Origin of the sequence: Pontibacter sp. HSC-14F20, assembly GCF_019599265.1 — a bacterium.
Lineage (GTDB): Bacteria > Bacteroidota > Bacteroidia > Cytophagales > Hymenobacteraceae > Pontibacter.
On record NZ_JAHZTC010000011.1, the window covers coordinates 134,932 to 153,719 of the forward strand.

At 50.1% G+C, this 18,788-nt stretch carries 14 protein-coding genes and 1 pseudogene; 8 read left to right on the plus strand and 7 right to left on the minus strand.

Annotation, left to right across the window (positions count from 1 at the left end; translation table 11 throughout):
* The first annotated feature begins 114 nt into the window (after window positions 1-114).
* Window positions 115-1,383, plus strand: a complete 1,269-nt coding sequence (locus K3G39_RS12585; protein WP_220626523.1) for an MFS transporter — start codon at window positions 115-117, stop codon at window positions 1,381-1,383.
* Between the two features lie 64 nt (window positions 1,384-1,447).
* On the opposite strand, the gene K3G39_RS12590 is transcribed toward K3G39_RS12585, so the two are convergent.
* A complete protein-coding gene (locus tag K3G39_RS12590; protein WP_220626524.1) occupies window positions 1,448-1,570 on the minus strand; it encodes a 30S ribosomal protein THX in 123 nt (40 codons plus the stop codon).
* A 345-nt stretch (window positions 1,571-1,915) separates the two neighbouring features.
* Between K3G39_RS12590 and uvrA the strand changes: the two genes are divergently transcribed.
* From uvrA to K3G39_RS12625, 7 genes are all read left to right on the plus strand, one after another.
* Complete coding sequence (gene uvrA / locus K3G39_RS12595; RefSeq protein ID WP_220626525.1) at window positions 1,916-4,723, plus strand: excinuclease ABC subunit UvrA; 2,808 nt, start codon at window positions 1,916-1,918, stop codon at window positions 4,721-4,723.
* A gap of 134 nt (window positions 4,724-4,857) precedes the next feature.
* Window positions 4,858-5,619 (plus strand): triose-phosphate isomerase, encoded by a 762-nt coding sequence (gene tpiA / locus K3G39_RS12600; protein WP_220626526.1) that lies wholly within the window; start codon window positions 4,858-4,860, stop codon window positions 5,617-5,619.
* Between the two features lie 92 nt (window positions 5,620-5,711).
* Window positions 5,712-6,083 carry a hypothetical protein gene (locus K3G39_RS12605; protein ID WP_220626527.1) on the plus strand — a complete coding sequence of 124 codons (372 nt, stop codon included), beginning with the start codon at window positions 5,712-5,714 and terminating at the stop codon, window positions 6,081-6,083.
* A gap of 9 nt (window positions 6,084-6,092) precedes the next feature.
* Window positions 6,093-6,923 carry a 50S ribosomal protein L11 methyltransferase gene (gene prmA / locus K3G39_RS12610; RefSeq protein ID WP_220626528.1) on the plus strand — a complete coding sequence of 277 codons (831 nt, stop codon included), beginning with the start codon at window positions 6,093-6,095 and terminating at the stop codon, window positions 6,921-6,923.
* A 19-nt stretch (window positions 6,924-6,942) separates the two neighbouring features.
* Window positions 6,943-11,730: a hypothetical protein gene (locus tag K3G39_RS12615; RefSeq protein ID WP_220626529.1), complete on the plus strand. Its 4,788-nt coding sequence runs from the start codon at window positions 6,943-6,945 to the stop codon at window positions 11,728-11,730.
* Window positions 11,731-11,890: 160 nt separating this feature from the next.
* The gene (plsY, locus tag K3G39_RS12620; protein WP_220626530.1) at window positions 11,891-12,535 is read left to right on the plus strand and encodes a glycerol-3-phosphate 1-O-acyltransferase PlsY; all 645 of its coding nucleotides are present in this window, start codon (window positions 11,891-11,893) and stop codon (window positions 12,533-12,535) included.
* 93 nt (window positions 12,536-12,628) lie between these two features.
* Window positions 12,629-13,990, plus strand: coding sequence for a dipeptidase (locus K3G39_RS12625; RefSeq protein WP_220626531.1), 1,362 nt, complete (start codon window positions 12,629-12,631; stop codon window positions 13,988-13,990).
* A gap of 81 nt (window positions 13,991-14,071) precedes the next feature.
* On the opposite strand, the gene K3G39_RS12630 is transcribed toward K3G39_RS12625, so the two are convergent.
* The 6 genes and pseudogenes from K3G39_RS12630 to K3G39_RS21180 form a co-directional block, all read right to left on the minus strand.
* Window positions 14,072-14,731: a porin family protein gene (locus K3G39_RS12630; RefSeq protein ID WP_220626532.1), complete on the minus strand. Its 660-nt coding sequence runs from the start codon at window positions 14,729-14,731 to the stop codon at window positions 14,072-14,074.
* A 153-nt stretch (window positions 14,732-14,884) separates the two neighbouring features.
* A complete protein-coding gene (locus K3G39_RS12635) occupies window positions 14,885-15,550 on the minus strand; it encodes a porin family protein (protein ID WP_255594284.1) in 666 nt (221 codons plus the stop codon).
* A 356-nt stretch (window positions 15,551-15,906) separates the two neighbouring features.
* Complete coding sequence (locus K3G39_RS12640) at window positions 15,907-16,479, minus strand: porin family protein (protein ID WP_220626533.1); 573 nt, start codon at window positions 16,477-16,479, stop codon at window positions 15,907-15,909.
* Window positions 16,480-16,722: 243 nt separating this feature from the next.
* On the minus strand, window positions 16,723-17,064 hold the full coding sequence (locus K3G39_RS21170) for a hypothetical protein (RefSeq protein ID WP_370627258.1): 342 nt from the start codon (window positions 17,062-17,064) through the stop codon (window positions 16,723-16,725).
* 198 nt (window positions 17,065-17,262) lie between these two features.
* Window positions 17,263-17,307: pseudogene (locus K3G39_RS21175) on the minus strand (hypothetical protein); the annotation flags it as partial.
* 19 nt (window positions 17,308-17,326) lie between these two features.
* Window positions 17,327-18,223, minus strand: coding sequence for a magnesium chelatase domain-containing protein (locus tag K3G39_RS21180; RefSeq protein ID WP_370627257.1), 897 nt, complete (start codon window positions 18,221-18,223; stop codon window positions 17,327-17,329).
* Window positions 18,224-18,788 lie beyond the last annotated feature (565 nt).

Sequence of the window (18,788 nt, forward strand, 5' to 3'; positions counted from 1 at the left end):
ACCACATAACAGCAAATATGCTGGACAGATTTTTATTCAGGGGGTATCTGCAGGTGTGTGCGCTATGACGTAACTTTGTAGTTATGAATACCTATATCGTAGAGGAGAAAGGGAATGGACGCTAAGTCAACACGCAGGCACGACCCCTATGCCGTGCTTCGGCTACCGGAATTCAGGCTGTACATATCGGCAAGACTTTGTATCACGCTGGCCATGCAAATCCAGGCCGTTATTGTGGGTTGGCAGATCTATGCTATCACCGACGATGTTTTCTCTCTTGGTCTGATCGGGTTGGCGGAAGCTATACCTTCCATATTCGTGTCGCTGTACGCGGGCTACCTGGCTGACACGGTGCCCCGCAAGCGCATCATCGTGACAGTGGTGGCGGTGCTGCTGCTTTGCTCGCTGGCACTGCTGTACTTTACTCTGGATACGAGCCGTGTGTTGCTCCTGTATGGTGTGCTGCCGATATATGTGGTCATCTTTATCAGTGGAATCGCCCGTGGTTTTATGGGGCCGGCGGTGTTCTCGTTCATGCCCCAACTGGTAGCCGATAAGCAGCTCTACGCCAATGCTATCACCTGGAGTAGTACGACCTGGCAGGCCGCTTCGCTGGCAGGCCCTGCGCTGGGCGGTTTGGTGTATGGCTTCTACGGTATCACGGCGGCCTACGCGCTGGATGCTCTGCTGGTGTTATTGTCGTTCACTGCTTTTGTACTGATTGGTGGGAAGGCGCTCCCGGAAAACGTCAATCCGCAGAACATGATGGAGAGCCTTCGCTCAGGTATACGCTTTGTGTTCGGTAACCAGGTTATTCTGAATGCCATTTCCCTTGATATGTTCGCAGTGCTGTTTGGGGGAGCGGTGGCGCTGCTACCTGTATTCGCCTCGGATATTCTGCTGGTTGGTCCGCAGGGGCTCGGCTTCCTACGGGCGGCACCTGCAGTTGGCTCGGTGGCGATGGCCGTTTGGATGGCCTATTACCCTATTACCATCAAAGCCGGAAAGATTATGCTCTGGTGTGTGGCGGGCTTTGGGTTGAGTCTGGTCATGTTCGGACTCTCCACCAGTTTCTGGCTCTCGCTGGTGCTGTTGGTGCTGAGCGGCGCCTTCGACAGCATCAGCGTTATCATCCGCTCCACACTGCTCCATACCCTCACGCCCGAGTACATGAAAGGGCGCGTCTCTTCGGTAAACAGCATCTTCATCGGTTCGTCCAATGAAATAGGGGCCTTCCGGGCAGGAGCGATGGCCAAGGTGATGGGCGCGGTACCGTCTGTGGTGCTGGGTGGTGTTGTCACTTTGGTAGTGGTAGGTATAACGGCTCTGAAAGCAGACAAACTGCGCAAACTGGATCTGACACCGGAGATGAAGCCTGTTTAAAAAAGGGCAGTCCCATGCTCCGACAAGCGGGGCATGGGACTGCTGTTGTGTTAGGATGGCGGGGCTACTTGGCAGCAGCCTGTTCCTTTTCGTTAGCTTTTCTTTTGGTAGCCTGTCTTGGGCGGCTGTTGCCATAAGTGCCTTTCACGATTTTGCCTTTCTTCGATTTTTTATCTCCTTTTCCCATGTTGTGTTAGTTTATTGGTTTTAGATCGCAACCCATACATACGGATGCGGGTAACTGCAGTTCAATCAATTGTGAAGTTTATAGGCAGTCCGGTTTTGCTATACCTGACTGGGCTGCCTATGTAGATAACCGTGAACACCTATACCTGCAAATAGTAAAAGGAAGCTAAACCTTTTCGCAGCTGCAGGTGTTTCAAAAGGATGCCGTGTTGCAGGCTGTGGCGAAATGCCAGGTATAGCACCAAAGGCTAAAAAGCCTTCTGAAAGCGACAGGGTATTTGTATATTTACATCGTATAAAAAACAGTTCGTCATGCGTGGGCTTTATCTTGCCTGCGCTATACTTTATGGCAAACACATCCGAAAATAACCTCGAAACACTCGATCCGCGCCAGCATATAATCATCAAAGGCGCCCGCGTGCACAATCTCAAAAATCTCAGTGTGGCCTTGCCGCGCAACAAATTCATTGTGGTCACCGGCCTTTCCGGCTCCGGCAAATCATCGCTGGCATTCGACACACTGTATGCCGAGGGGCAACGCATGTATGTGGAAAGCCTGAGCTCCTATGCCCGCCAGTTTCTGGGGCGTATGGACAAGCCTGATGTGGACTACATCAAAGGCATCAGCCCGGCCATTGCCATCGAGCAGAAGGTGAGCATCAAAAACAACCGCTCTACCGTGGGTACCAGCACCGAGATTTACGACTACCTGAAGCTGCTTTACGCCCGCATTGGCAAAACTTATTCACCAGTTTCTGGTGAGGTAGTGAAAAAAGACAGTGTGGCTGATGTGGTGGACTTTATCTTTTCGTTGGAGGATGAAGCCCGTGTGATGATCCTGGCGCCGCTGCAACTGCACAAAGAGCGCACAATTGCCAAAGAACTGGACCTGCTGCTTCAAAAAGGCTATTCACGTATTTACGCCGACGGACAGGTATACTTTATCGAAGAGCTGCTCGGAGAGAAAAAGCCGAAACTGGGCAAGCAGGTATACATCCTCGTGGATCGCGCCGTGATTTACAAATCAGACGAAGACCTGCAGTTCAGGATTGCGGACTCCGTGCAAACCGCTTTTTTCGAAGGTAACGGGGAGTGTCGAGTGAAGTATGGCAACGGCGAGGAGCGTGTTTTCTCTGATCGCTTTGAGCTCGATGGTATGGTGTTCGAGGAGCCTTCTGTCAATTTCTTTAGCTTCAACAACCCCTACGGCGCCTGCCAGACCTGCGAAGGTTTTGGCAGTGTGCTAGGTATAGACCCGGATCTGGTTATACCTGACAAGAGCCTGACGGTATACGAAGGAGCCGTTGCACCCTGGCGATCTGAAAAGATGAACGAATGGCTGCAGCCGCTTGTGAAGAACGGCATCCGCTTCGACTTCCCGATTCACCGTCCTTTCAACGAGCTTTCCGAAAAGGAGCAGGAGCTCCTATGGACCGGCAACAAATTCTTCGAAGGACTCAACGATTTCTTTAAACACCTGCAAGCGCAGACACACAAAATACAGTACCGCGTGATGCTGTCGCGCTACCGTGGCCGCACCACCTGCCCCGACTGCAAAGGCTCCCGCTTGCGCAAAGATGCTAGTTATGTGAAGATCAATGACAAGAGCATCACCGATCTGGTACTGATGCCGATCACACAGTCGCTGGCATTTTTTGAGAACATGCAACTGACCGAGCACGAGCGCAATGTAGCCGAGCGACTGGTAACCGAAGTGACCAACCGTCTGGGCTACCTGGTGCGGGTGGGTTTGGGCTACCTGACGCTCAACCGACTTTCCAACACCTTATCCGGCGGTGAAAGTCAGCGTATCAACCTGGCGACTTCGCTGGGAAGTGCCTTGGTAGGATCCATGTACATTCTCGATGAACCAAGTATCGGGCTGCACCCGAAGGACTCCGAACAACTGATCGGTGTGTTGCGCTCTTTGCAAAAAATGGGCAACACCGTAATTGTGGTGGAGCACGAGGAAGAAATGATGCGCGCCGCTGATCAGTTAATTGATATTGGTCCGGAAGCGGGTTCTGGTGGTGGCAACCTGATGTTTCAGGGTACGCTGGAAGAAATGACCCAAACAGCCGACACTTATACTGCCAAATACCTGAGCGGCGAGATGGAAGTGTCGGTGCCGGCGCAGCGACGTAAATGGCGCAATGCTATTGAAATACAGGGAGCCCGTGAGAATAACCTCAAAAACCTGAACGTGAAAGTGCCACTGGGTGTGATGACCGTCGTAACCGGCGTGAGCGGTTCGGGCAAGTCTACCCTGATTAAAAAGATACTGGCTCCGGCCATGATGAAGCTGCACGGCAACACGGCAGAGGCGACAGGTAAATTTGATAAACTTGCCGGCGACTACAACAAGATAAGGCACGTAGAGTTCGTGGACCAGAACCCGATCGGAAAGTCGTCGCGCTCTAACCCGGTCACCTATGTGAAGGCTTACGATGCGATCCGTTCCCTATACGCGGATCAGCCGCTAGCCAAGTCGCGTGGGTTCAAGCCATCGCATTTCTCGTTCAACATCGAGGGTGGTCGCTGCGAAGTATGCCAGGGCGAGGGGCAGGTGAAGATCGAGATGCAGTTTATGGCGGACATCTACCTGACCTGCGAGAGCTGCAACGGGCAACGCTTTAAGCAAGACGTGCTCGATGTCAGGTATAAAGAGAAGAGCATTTCGGAAGTGCTGGATATGACCATTGCCGACAGCATCAACTTCTTTGCCGACCAGTCGAAGATTGTAGAGAAACTGAGACCGTTGAACAACGTGGGGCTGGGCTACATTCGGTTGGGGCAGTCAAGCAATACTTTGTCGGGAGGTGAGGCGCAGCGCGTGAAGCTGGCTTCGTTCCTGACTAAAGGCGTGCAAGCGCATCAGGAGGATATTCTGTTTGTCTTCGATGAGCCGAGTACGGGCCTGCACTTCCACGACATCAACAAACTGCTACAGTCCATCAATGCGCTGATCGAGAACGGCAACACCGTTGTTATCATTGAGCACAACATGGATATCATCAAGTCCGCTGACTGGATCATCGATCTGGGTCCTGAAGGAGGTACTAACGGAGGGCACCTGCTGTTCGAAGGTACGCCGGAGGAGATGGCGAAACTCGAGGATAATCATACGGCCAGGTTCCTGAAGGGAAGGTTGTAACGTAAGGTATAAAAGCCGCAGTAATTGAATTTGCTGCGGCTTTTGTTTTTAAGGTATAGCAAGGCAGGTATACTATATTTTGTTAACTTGCCGTATAGGTGAAAATCAAAAAAAATCAATAGCTACTATAAAACATGAGAAAACGAATTGTTGCCGGTAACTGGAAAATGAACAAGACCTACGAGGAAGGGCTTTCGCTGGTCTCGGAAATCGATAACATGGTGAAGGACGAAGTGAATGGGGATGTGACCGTGATCGTGGCGCCACCTTTCCCGTTCCTGCAGGGAGTGGGAAAGCTTACCCAAGGCAACGACCTGATGCACCTGGCTGCGCAAAACGTGAGCGAGCACGAAAGTGGTGCTTTTACCGGTGAGGTATCGGCTGGTATGCTAAAGTCGGTAGGGGTGCAGTACGTGATTATTGGCCACAGTGAGCGCCGCATGTACCACCACGAAGATGCCCAGACGCTATACAAGAAATTGAAAGCAGCTATTGCACAAGGTATAACACCGATCTTCTGCTGCGGCGAGCCGCTAGAGGAGCGTGACGCAGACCGCCATTTCGACTATGTGGGCAAGCAACTGCACGACAGTCTTTCTTACCTAAGCAACGAAGAGTTTGACCAGGTAGTGGTAGCTTACGAGCCAATCTGGGCCATTGGTACTGGCCGCACGGCCAGCAGCCAGCAGGCACAGGAAATGCACGCTTACATCCGCGAGCAGCTTTCACGCATGTTTGATGCCGAAGCCGCTTTCAACTGCTCAATCCTGTACGGAGGCAGCTGTAACCCGGGCAACGCGAAGGAGTTGTTCTCTCAGCCAGACGTTGATGGTGGCCTGATCGGAGGGGCATCGCTTAAATCACGCGACTTTACCGACATTGTTAAATCGTTCTGATAATCAAATAACACAGGAAAAAAGGCTGGTTACTATATAGTAACCAGCCTTTTTTATTGCAGATATAGTTATATTTGGCTAAATTATCTCTTATGATTCTGATAATATCCTTTTGGTTGTCGCTGCTCCCATACCTGGCAGCTCCTCAGCCGGCAGCCTCTTCGCCTGTAACGGTAGCCAGCAAAGACATTTGCCGCGTCTATGGATCGGTATACCTGGAGCGCGACCCCAGGTATAAGAACACCGCTGCCTATACGGTATACCTGGGCGATGAAGAAGCCTTTGCCTCCATGGTGGTCTACCGCGAAAGCAACAAGCTTTTTGCCGATGGCACTGCTATCTGGCACATCACCAACAAGAAAGCTTTTGCCGACCACGTGCTCTACGTGACTGATAACCGGAATTTTGCTGATTTTACTGTACACTTTACCAACGTGCGCTCCTACGCAGCGTGCCGCCCATAACTATCACACATGGATTTTATAGAAGTTGCCCTGAAAGTAAGTCCCGATTTTGCCGACATCTTCACTGCTGAAATGGGCGAGTTGGGTTTTGATGCCTTTGAAGATACAGCCGAGGGTTTTAACGCTTACATTGACGAAGACAGGTTTAGCCAACAGGAGCTAAACAACATGATAGCCCGCTACGCCGGGTATACAACTGTGGAGTATCAGGTACAGAAAATCGAGCGCCAGAACTGGAACACTGAATGGGAGCGCAATTTCGAGCCGCTGTTTATTGGCGGGCAGGTATCTGTCAGAGCATCGTTCCACGAGAAACCAGCCGAGGCAAAGTATGACATCGTGATCAACCCGAAAATGTCCTTTGGCACGGGCCACCACGAAACCACCACGCTCATGATCGAAAACCAGCTGACACTCGATCACCAGGGCAAGCGCGTGCTGGACATGGGCTGCGGTACAGGTATACTGGCTATTATGGCCGGTGAATTGGGCGCTGCTGAGATCGTAGCCGTAGAAATAGAAGACTGGACAGTAGAAAACGCCCGCGAAAATGCGGAGCTGAACGGCTACACAGGCATAGATGTGCGACTAGGCGGAGCAGAGACGATCGAAGGAGACCAGCCTTACGACATCATCCTGGCTAACATTAACCGCAACGTACTGCTCGAAGACATGCCGACGTATGTGGCGGTGCTAAAGCCGGAAGGCACATTGTTGCTGAGCGGTTTCTATACCGAAGACCTGCCAGCACTGCAGGAGCGGGCAGCTGAACTAGGCCTAACTTATGTATCTCACCGGACAAAGAATAACTGGGTGTCTGCTATTTTCAAGAACAAGTAATTGATTATCCTTCCGACCTATGAAATATAAACTTCTACCCTTTTTGTTTTTTCTGGCTGTGTTCGCGGCACAAGCCCAGACCAAGTTAGCAACTGACCCGGCGCAGTATATCACCGATGCCAAAGCGATGCTGGTGACTGGCAAAGCCAAAAATGCCGAAGCACTGGGAGCTGCCCTGGAAAGTGTGTGGGGCAACCAGCGACTATCCGAAAAGCAGAAACAGCAGGTGATCGATATTTCGCAGCTGATGTACCGCAAGAAAATGCGCGTTAATCCGCATTACGAGAACTTTTACGAGATGCTGGTAGGTGCCGTGAACCATCACAACATGCGTGGCGCTCAGATCGATAACATGCTGGAAGTGGTAGCCAAAGCCGTGCAGCAGGATGAGGGTGCAGCACTCGATCGTTTCCTTAAGACCAGCAGCAGCTATCTGAGTACAGGAATACTGTACCAGAACAAGCAGTATACCTTGCGCACCACCGGGGGGAGTGTAAGTTTTGCCTATGAAGGCAAGGCGGCCCCAAAAGATAAAGAAAAGTCTACGGAGGTAAGCGATTGGGATAGTTTTTCATGGGACGATGAGGTAGCGGGCGAAAGCACCGAGGCCACTGCCGACGATTGGGGTGATGCCTGGGACACGCCTAAGCCAGCCGCAAAAAAAATAGACCCGAAAGTAGCTGAGAAGAAGCGCCGCGACGACTTCAAAAAGATGTTTATACCTGCCCAGCCGAAGGTGAGCGGCCCGGTACTGAAGCTGGAGAATGTCAACCTGAGCTTTGCCACTATACACGACTCCACCACCATCATGAAAACAAGCGGGCACCTGATGCTGGCAAGCAATCTGTTTGTCGGGGAGGGCGGCTCATTTGCTTGGGAGGTAGATGGCAAGCCTGTTTCAGCAGCTTTCAAAGCCTTTAATTTTGACATTACAGCAGCAGCTTTCAAAGTGCCCGATGCCACCATCACCTACAACGCTGTACTCGACACGCCAATTGAAGGTGTGTTTGAATTCAGAAGCACCAAAGCGGGTACTAACGGAGAGAAATCTTACCCGCGCTTTGCCTCTTACACCAACGATGCGAAAGTAAAAAGCCTGGGCAGGGACATTGTCTATACCGGTGGTTTTACGCTGGCCGGCAACCTGATTGGCAGTAAGCCGCTCGACGGCAGTATTTCTGCGCTGGCAGTGCTGGAAGACGGAAAGAAGAAGTTCCGGTCCATGGCGCACAACTACAACCTGAACGACTCTATCATATTTGCCAACAGAGCTTACGTAGCTATTTACCAGAATCAGCGCCGCGACTCACTCACACATCCGGCCATGCAGTTGCGCTACTCCAAGCCAACCCGCGAACTGGTGCTGACCCGCGATAAGGGTGTATACAGCAAAACGCCATTTTACGACAGTTACCACAAGTTCGAGATCACGGCTGAGCGGGTTGCCTGGAACCTGGGTACGCCGCATGTCAATTTCTCGATCCTCAATACCAAAACCCTTATACCTGTACAGCTGGAATCGGCGCAGTATTTCTCTAACATGCGTTTTCAGCAGTTGGTAGGTATAGCTAGTTTTCATCCGCTGCAGGTGCTGGTGTCGTACGCTGCCAAGGCCAAAACCAACGACTTCTATGCATTCGATGTAGCGAAGGCGTCGAAACTGAACGAGAAAGCAGTGCGGGAAGCGGCCCTCAGCCTGGCCCGCGAAGGGTACCTGACTTATGATGGACAGTCTAATTTTATTTCCCTGAAGCCAAAAGCCTGGCACTATGTGGGCTCAGCGCAAAACCTGAGCGATTATGACCACCTGGTGATCAAGTCAGTGGTGCCATCTGGCCGCAATGCAACCCTTAACCTGAACAGCAACCGCCTGACCGTGCGCGGTGTGGAAAAGATGGCATTCAACAATGACTCATCTACCGTATACGCCGTGCCTGACAGCAACATTGTGCACCTGCTCGACAACAGAAACATGGAATTTGGTGGTAGGCTGTATGCCGGTCGACTCAACTTCAGAGGCTCTCAGTTCAAGTTTGATTATAATGAGTTTATGATCGATATGCAGAAACTGGATACCGTGGCTTTTGTAACGAAGAAGCGCCGTGCAATTGGCAAGAAGAAAGAACTGGAGCAGGTAATGACCAGCCGGTCAGGCAAAATGTCTGGTAAGCTGTATATCAACAAGCCAAACAACAAGTCAGGTCGCAAGCACTACCCGGAATATCCAAAATTCGATTCGCCGATGGGTGGGCAGGTGGCCTTTGCCAGACCAGACGTGTTGGCGGGCGCCTACGACAGTACCGTTTATTTTGACATTCCGTCCTACAAGCTCGACAGTTTGAGCAAGGGCAAAAGTATGATCGGCTTCAGTGGTACTTTCCATTCGGGCAATATCTTCCCGCCGATCAAAACCAAGCTGACCATGATGCCCGACGAAACACTCGGCTTCTATTATCAGCCGGGCCCCAACGGTTTACCTGCATTCGGCGGCAAAGGTATAGCCTACGACACCATTATGATGAGTGCTGAAGGTATACAAAGCCGGGGCACACTCAAGTACCTGACGTCAACTTTTGAGGCGCCGGAGTATACTTATTACCTCGATAAAGTAGTGACCCAAAAAGGTGCCAGCGCGAAGATAGAAGCAGGAGGTGGCGATGCCAACTTCCCGGTAGCCAGCCTGGGACACTATGAAATGGTCTGGGCACCAAAGCAGGACACGATGTACGTGATGGCTGCTGCCGAAGACCCGATGAAGATTTACAAAGAGGAATTTAAGTTTACTGGAACAGCCATGTTGTCGCCGGGCGGTCTGTACGGTGATGGCGAACTAGACAATGCGGATGCGAATATTGTATCACAGAAGTTGTCGTTTAAAGGGCGCAACCTGTCAGGCAATAACGCACAGATGATCGTAAAATCAGATGTGGAAGGCAAACCAGCCATGAAAGCGACGGATATGGCCATTAGCTACGACCTGGACAAGCGCTTTGTAGAGTTTGGTAGTGAGCAGAAAGGTATAGCCAGTATAGAATTCCCGCAAGCGCAGTACAAAACTTCGATGAGTCGTGCCACCTGGGATATGAAGCAGCAAAAGGTAAGTCTGGCCGCTGACGGCGCAGGCGGAAAGAACTACTTCTACTCACAGCACCCGGAGCAGGAAGGCCTGTACTTCAGCGCCGCAACCGGCGAGTATGACCTGAAAGTGAACTCAATATTGGCCGGCGGTGTGCCGTATATACCTGTAGGCGATGTGCACATTATACCTGACAGCGGCAAGGTAGCGGTGGCTGCCGGTGCTACCATCACCACCTTACGCAATGCCCGCGTTATGGCTGACTCCCTGCAGCAGTTCCACAAACTGTATTCAGGCAATATTGATGTCTTGTCCCGCAACGCTTTCAGTGGCACGGCCATACACGATTACCAGAATGCCGCTTCTGATTCGTTTAAGTTGCAGTTTGCCGACTTCCTGTACAAGCAGCACGAGCTGAAGAAGAAGTCTAGCATCAATACAACTTATGCACAGTCGCTAGTGCGCGAGACGGATAATTTTTACATCTTCCCGCACATCCGCTACAGAGGCAACGTGACCATGTATTCCTACCGTCCGCACATGGATTTTGATGGCGATCTGAAGCTGAACTTTACCGGAAACGAGGAAGACTCCGATTGGTTCCCATTCAAGCGCGACTCCCTGAACCCGGACAACGTGCGTATCCCGATTATGAAGCAGAAGGCGCCGGATGGAAACCAACTGTATACCGGTCTGCATTTATCGCGCGGCACGTTTAAGCCATACAACACCTTCGTTTCGAAAAAACAGTACGAAGACGATCTGGACATCTTCACGGTGAGTGGCGACCTGTCTTACGATAAGGAGAACAGCGAATTTAAGATCACCGATGCTGCCCGTTCAGTTACCGGATCTTACGAAGGCAACGAGCTGCGTTACAACGAAGGCTCTAAAACGGTATCTTTTGAAGGTAAGCTGAACCTGGTGAACTCCATGAAAGATTTCGGGATAGAGTCAGCCGGTACAGGTATAGCCAAAACAGATAGCGGCTATTATGCCATCGATGCGCTGATGGCCTTCGACATGAACATGCACAGCTCGGTTATAGCAGCGCTCGGCAAAAAACTGAACGAAACTGCCATTCGCGGAGGCGGTGGTGATCAGGGCGATGCAGAAACAATGCTTTACAAACTGGGCAACATTATCGGCAACCGCGACGCGCAACGTTATCAGGGTAGTGCGATCACACTGCCAAAGCTGTCGAACAAGTTGGTGCGCAGCATGGTGTTTGATAACGTGGACCTGCGCTGGTCAAACAAAACAAATGCCTGGTATAGCGTGGGCAAGTTAGGGCTGTCTAATGTGCTGAAAGAGGAGATAGGCACTAATATGGACGGCTTTATGGAAATAAAGCAGGACCTGAACGGCGAACCGGTGGTGAACCTATACCTGCAGGCCGACCCTTATACCTGGGTGTTCCTGAGTTATCTCGAAAACGGGCTGGTTATTGTATCGTCTGATGCTGACCTGAACAAAGCCATCCGCTCCAAAGCCAGTGGCGGCCGTTCCCGCAAGTATGGTATGTACATGGGCGAAAACATCGACAAAAACCGTTTTGTCGACCAGTTCAAACACGACTACCTCAATGGAAAAGATGCTTTCAAAATGGCAACCCAGGCACCGGTAGCAGAGCAGGGCGGGTTTAATGTTGCCGAAGACGAGGAAGAGGACACGAAGAAGAAAAAGAAGAAGAAAAAAGGAAATGCAGAAGAGGAAGAAGGTTGGCAGTAACCGATAACTGCATCTCGGCCGTATAGTGAAAGATAGCTCATTTCTGGATAATAAATTAACTAGTTCCTATATTTGGGATCTTTTCAAATACTAAAACTCATGCAAACCACACTTAATTCTGTTAATTGCGGTTAATGCAAACAAAGCTGACACACGCGTCATGAACATACTTTTAATTGCCGCATTATTTATAATAGCATACCTGATCGGATCTATTTCTACTGCCGTCTGGATTGGTAAAGCATACTACGGGGTTGATATTCGCCAGCATGGCAGTGGTAACTCCGGAGCAACCAACACATTTCGGGTGCTGGGCAAAAAGCCGGGAACCATCGTGATGCTGATCGATATCTTCAAAGGCTGGGTAGCCACTTCGCTGGCAGCCTTATTAGTGATATTCAACGCAGTGCCGGCCGATGATCTGATTTTCTATCAATTGGCGATGGGTGCGCTGGCAGTAGTAGGGCATATTTTTCCGGTGTACGAGCGTTTTAAAGGCGGAAAAGGAGTAGCAACGCTACTGGGTATGATGCTGGCCATACACCTGGAAGTGGCGCTGATGTGCATGGTCATTTTTGTGATCGTGCTTTTCACCTCTAAGTATGTGTCGCTGGGATCCATGATTGCGGCGCTTGCCTTTCCGATACTCTTGTTGCTGCCGCGTTTTCATCCTGACAACCCGATCCTGATTATATTCGGATTTGTGGTATTTGCTGTGGTGGTGTTAACGCACCGCAAAAACATCAACCGCCTGATAAACGGTGAAGAAAGTAAAGCCAACATTAAGCTGGGGCTCCGCAAGTAGGTATAGCCGCACGCAGGTATAAGCATTCTAAAAGCCACTCTTTCCGAAGGGTGGCTTTTTTTGTATCTTTAAGGCAAGACATTTATCTATACTATGAATCAATATATCGCTGACAACAAAGACCGATTTATAAACGAACTGCTGGACATGCTGCGCATACCTTCTGTAAGCGCCGACCCCAAATTTAAGCAGGATGTTATGCGCACAGCCGATTTCGTGGCCCAGAAACTGCGCGAAGCGGGAGCCGACAACGTGGAACTTTGCGAGACCGCTGGCTACCCGATCGTGTATGGCGAGAAGGTGGTGGACCCGGCCTTGCCAACAGTGCTGGTATACGGCCACTACGATGTGCAGCCTGCCGACCCTTATGAACTGTGGCATTCGCCTCCTTTTGAGCCCGTGATTAAAGATGGCAAAATATACGCCCGTGGCGCCTGCGACGACAAAGGTCAGATGTATATGCACGTAAAGGCTTTTGAAGTGATGATGCAGAACAACGCCCTGACCTGCAACGTGAAGTTCATGATAGAAGGAGAAGAGGAAGTGGGCTCAGCTAATCTGGCGACTTTCGTTAAGAACAACAAAGAGAAATTAAAGGCTGATGTGATTCTGATCTCAGACACAGGTATGCTGGGCAACGATACGCCTTCCATTACGACTGGCCTGCGCGGTATGAGCTACGTGGAGGTAGAAGTAACCGGCCCGAACCGTGACCTGCACTCTGGCCTGTATGGTGGCGCTGTGGCGAACCCGATCAACATCCTGTGCCAGATGATCGCTTCGATGCACGACGAGAATAACCACATCACTATACCTGGTTTCTACGACAACGTGCAGGAACTGAGCCAGGAAGAACGTGCCGAAATGGCCCGTGCACCATTCAGCCTGGACAAATATAAGCACGCGCTCGACCTGTCAGATGTGCACGGTGAGGAAGGGTACGTAACCATGGAACGCAACTCCATTCGCCCGACGCTGGATGTGAACGGAATCTGGGGTGGCTATATCGGTGAAGGAGCCAAGACAGTTATACCTTCTCAGGCTTTTGCAAAAATATCGATGCGCCTTGTGCCGAACCAGACTTCTGATGAGATTACAGAAAAGTTCAAGAAGCACTTCGAAAGCATTGCGCCGAAGAGTATAAAAGTAGTGGTTCGTCCGCATCACGGTGGCGAACCAGTTGTAACGCCTACTGATTCTGTCGCTTACCAGGCAGCAGCCAAAGCTTATGAAGAAACGTTTGGGGTGAAGCCGGTGCCAGTGCGCAGCGGTGGTTCTATTCCGATTGTAGCGATGTTTAAGTCAGTGCTTGGTCTGGACTCGGTGCTGATGGGCTTTGGTCTGGATACCGATGCGATACACTCACCTAACGAGCACTTCGGCGTTTTCAACTTCATGAAAGGTATAGAGACGATCCCACAGTTTTATAAATTCTATGCCGAGATGAGCAAATAGGCTTCTTCTCTAATAAAGAGCAGCCCTGTTACTTAACTGAAGTAGCAGGGCTGCTTTGTTTTTAGGTATAGCTGTCTGCCTTTACCAGTTGCCGGGTCGGCGTGAAGGCATCAGATAGCCGATAGAAAGTTGCCAGACGAGGTTGCGCTGGCTCAGGTCCTGCTTTGGAAATGGACGGAGGCTACCGGTGTGGCGTACATTTAGGAAAAAGCCGCTTTCAAGCATCAAGCCACCACCAACTGCGTAGCCAGCATCAAAACTATTGAAGTCATTCCGGCTGAAATTCTCGCGGCCAATGACAGGAGCCGGATCAGCTCCGGGATTGGTGCTGACGATGTTGACATCATTGCCGACATTGAGCAGGTAGCTCATATAAGGACCAACTTCTACAAACAGGGCAGCTTTCTGTAGTTTGATCATGAGCGGAAGTTCGATGTAATCGAGGCGCAGATCTCCGGTGAGCGCTGTTTCAGGGGCTGTAGCCAGGGTATAGTTGTCGTAGGTAAAGCCCTTGCGGCTGTAGTGTAGCTCGGGTTGCACCGACAGACGGGAGGCAAACTCGTACGCGAATACAAATGCGCCGTGTATACCTGCCAGGTGGTTGATCTGGTCGGAAGGTGCATCGGAGCCAACTGCTTTGGAGAAACCGCCACCGGCTTTTACACCGTAGCGGTAATACTGGGCGTCTGCTGCAAATGAAGTGGTGAGCAACAGTGCCATCAGGAGTATGATCTTTTTCATAGTAGCGGGTTTAGTACATGGTCAGGCGCTTGCCTTTGTTTCTTTGTACTCCTGACGGCACCATTTAGTTAAACACAGGTATAGCAGGTATAGCCAGAAACAAAAAAGTCGCCGGATGCTCAGCACCCGGCGACTTTTTATCAGTAAGGATAATTAGCGGTTCGTTGGCAACGCAAAACCTACTGTTACCATAAAAGTAGAGTGGCGGGCGTTGGCTAAGTCACCACCAAAGTTCACGTCTTCTTTTACAAAGTCACTGATGGAACCGTTGTAACGCACACCGAAACTAATCGCGTTGTTGGCTGAAGTGAAGCCTATACCCGCTGCGTAACCTACTTCAAACTCCTTCAAACCATCCTTGCTATTCTCGTCGCGTGTGGTGTTTTGTAATTCGTTGTTCAGGTAAGTCTTCGTCTCGTTATTCACGCTGACCAGGTATGAGGCCTGCGGACCCGCTTCAAAATATAAAGGACCGGCTTTAATTCTGGCGAGTACTGGGAGGTCAATGTAGTTGTAATTTACTTTGCCCTCTCTTCTCCAATCCTGACCGAGAAGAGTAAACTCAGAGTCTTCGTTCTTAAAACCCTTCACAGAGTAAAGCAACTCCGGCTGAACAGAGAAGAAGTTGTCGACGATGCCGAAGTTAGCTGTAATACCGGCATGGAAACCGACTTTATTGTTGAAACGGTCTTCGTCACGTAAATCGCCGGACAGGTTAGAAATATTCGCACCGCCTCTCACGCCGAAGCTTGCGTTTTGCGCCTGAGCACTAAATGCAGTAGCTACTGCAAACACGAACATAAATAATAGCTTTTTCATAATTGGGTATTGGTTGTTTGGTATGATCTGAGCAATATACGTGCAGAACTATATTTTTATTGAGTATATAGGATAGGTATTTTTACAAGTATGCTGTCATCTAGTTGACTATCAGGTTGATAATTTTTATGAAGTTGCACTTTATTTTTTGCCTTTTCTGGTCGTCAAGTCGATGAAGTCGAAGCGCACTATACCTTATTACAATCAGACGGCTGCTTTGTTGCAGGTACTTAGTGAAGGTGCTTCATGTAAAAGTCGGAAGAAGGGGAGGACAGGTATAGCAGCTATACCTAAAAAAGCCCCGGCGTAAACCGGGGCTTCAGTATAATAGTTTTATTCTGTACTAATGGAGTCGCTTATCTGGCGCCGAACGAATAGCCCAACGTCAGCATGAATACGTCATTACGATAGTTAGGGGCATTAGAGTTGTCATACAGTTTGGAAATATCTCCGTTGTAACGTACACCTATGCTCAGGCCGAGCGGAGTAGACTGTAAACCGACTCCGGCTGCGTAACCTAGACCAGTGCGTTTAACATCATCAGTGGGTGGCGCGGAGCCTTCTCTGTCATCACTGATCTTTACTGATAGCTGCGGACCAGCTTCAAAGTATAATGGACCCGCATTAACTCGGCCTAAAACAGGAACGTCTAAGTAATTCACTTTCACTTTCCACGTATTCCCGTCGTTTTCAGCGCCCTTCATCGAGTAAAGCAATTCTGGTTGAATCGAGAAGAAGTTGTCTGCAGACAATGGGAAGTTAGCCGTTAAACCAGCGTGTCCGCCCCAGATTCGATCAAAGTTATCTGCATCTGAACCACCAAAACCAGCATAGTTAACACCAGCTCTAATTCCTAATCGTGGGCCTTGTGCGTGTGCTGCAACCACTGTCGTTATGGCTAATACAAGCATTAAAATCCTTTTTTTCATAGTAGTAAATGGTTAAATGGGTTAAGTATGTAAAGGTCAGGATTTATCTTCTTCATCGAGGTTCCTGACGTCCCATATTACGTAACCTTCCAAGAAAAGTCTAAAAAAGGTAGATATTTTGCTTTAGGTGTAGTGCAATTACAGAAGCAGATTAATGAGGTGTTAAAAACAAAAGTTCAACACTATATTGAAGTGTTGAACTTTATAATTATTTAATATAGAGCTTGTTGTGTCTTTTGTGATCTAGCCCGCCCAGCCATCTCTATCCAGACTGCGGTACTGAATAGCTTCTGCTAAATGTTCAATTTTTATCTCTTCGCTATCAGCCAGATCGGCGATGGTACGGCTTACTTTCAGGATGCGATCATAGGCCCGTGCCGAGAGTCCGAGGCGCTCCATGGCAGTCTTCAGCAAAGTGCGCCCGGCATCAGAAATCTGGCAGATCTCTTTTATCATCTGTGAGGGCATCATGGCGTTGGAATAGATGCCGTCAAATTCGTTGAAACGTTCCCGCTGAATCGCGCGCGCCCGCACCACACGTTCACGTATTATCTCACTATCTTCCGACTTGCGGGTGGCGGTCATTTCATCAAACGTAACCGGTGTCACTTCCACGTGCAGGTCGATGCGGTCGAGGAGCGGGCCGCTTACTTTGTTGAGGTAGCGCTGCACCAGGCCGGGCGCGCATACACACTCTTTATCAGGGTGGTTGTAAAATCCACAGGGACACGGGTTCATGCTCGCAATGAGCATAAAGTTAGCCGGGAAATCCAGGGTGGTTTTGGCCCTTGATATGGTAACACGGCGTTCTTCAAGCGGCTGACGCATTACTTCCAGTGCAGTGCGCTTAAATTCCGGGAGTTCGTCCAAAAAAAGTACGCCATTGTGTGCCAGTGAGATTTCGCCTGGTTGTGGTATACCGCCACCACCCACTAATGCCACATCCGATATGGTATGGTGCGGCGACCGGTATGGCCGCGTAGCAAGTAGCGACGAAATTGCCAGCCACCGAATGTATTTTAGTTGTTTCCAAGGCTTCGTGCATCGAAAGCGGAGGAAGTATAGAGGGTAGTCGTTTGGCCAGCATGGTTTTACCCGCGCCCGGAGGTCCGATCATGATCACATTATGGCCGCCGGCTGCAGCGATCTCCAAAGCCCGTTTGATATTCTCCTGCCCCTGCACATCCGAGAAATCGGCAGCATACTGGTTGGCCATGTTCTGAAACACATCACGGGTGTCTATTTTGACAGGTTGAATGTCGAGCTCGTCGTTCAGAAAATCGATTGCTTCTTTAATATTCTCTACCCCGATCACGTCCAGGTTATTCACGATAGCCGCTTCTCGGGCATTGCTGGCGGGCAATATGATGCCTTTGAATCCTTCTTTACGCGCCTGAATGGCTATAGGGAGCACACCTTTAATAGGGCGCAGCGAGCCATCGAGCGAAAGCTCACCCATGATCATGTACTGAGAAAACTTATCAGCCACCATTTGTCCGCCGGCAGCCAGCATGCCCATCGCGATAGTGAGGTCGTAAGCAGCGCCTTCTTTCCGGATGTCGGCAGGCGCCATGTTGATGATGGTTTTCTGGCGCTTGAGTTTGTAGCCGTACTGCGCCAGCGCCGATTCTATACGCTGCTCGCCTTCTTTAATGGCGTTGTCGGGCAGACCCACCAGAAAGTACTTTGCGCCGGCGCTCACACTCACTTCCACTGTCACGGTATAGGCGTTTACGCCCTGCACGGCGCTGCCAAACGTTTTGATAAGCCTAGGGGTTAGATGTTGATCTATAAATGCAATTTTTATTAAGTCAGATTCGTAACATAGCCTGCTGGTAATTGATTCCGGAGAGCGGTAGTAGATGTAGGAAAAAGAGATTTATTGAAGTTGTAAGGGGTAGTATTGCTATTGTAGGTATAGTGTTGCCTGTGCAGCAGGTATAAGGTATAGCGCTAGTTTAGTGTCCGCGTGACTTGTGGTGATGCATGATGCCGGTTTGTAATTGGTAAAGCTACGGCTTGTTGCAGGTATAGCAACTTGGTTGTTGTATAGCTTGCCCTGGCCGGGCGGGCCTTACTTTTTTCCTCGATAAAGAAAAAATAGAGGCCCCCTACCCACTACTGTTCGAAACCTTTTAAGGTACGTATTCTATGATAGGAATTGTATGGGGAAGGAGGCATGTATGAAGGCGAAGGATTTACTGGCATTTATCCCTGACCAGGACCTTGCTCAGCTGGCGGCCCGGACGCGGGTGGACCACCAGGTCAAGAAGCTCAGCGGGCGGGTGATGTTTCAACTGCTGCTGCTC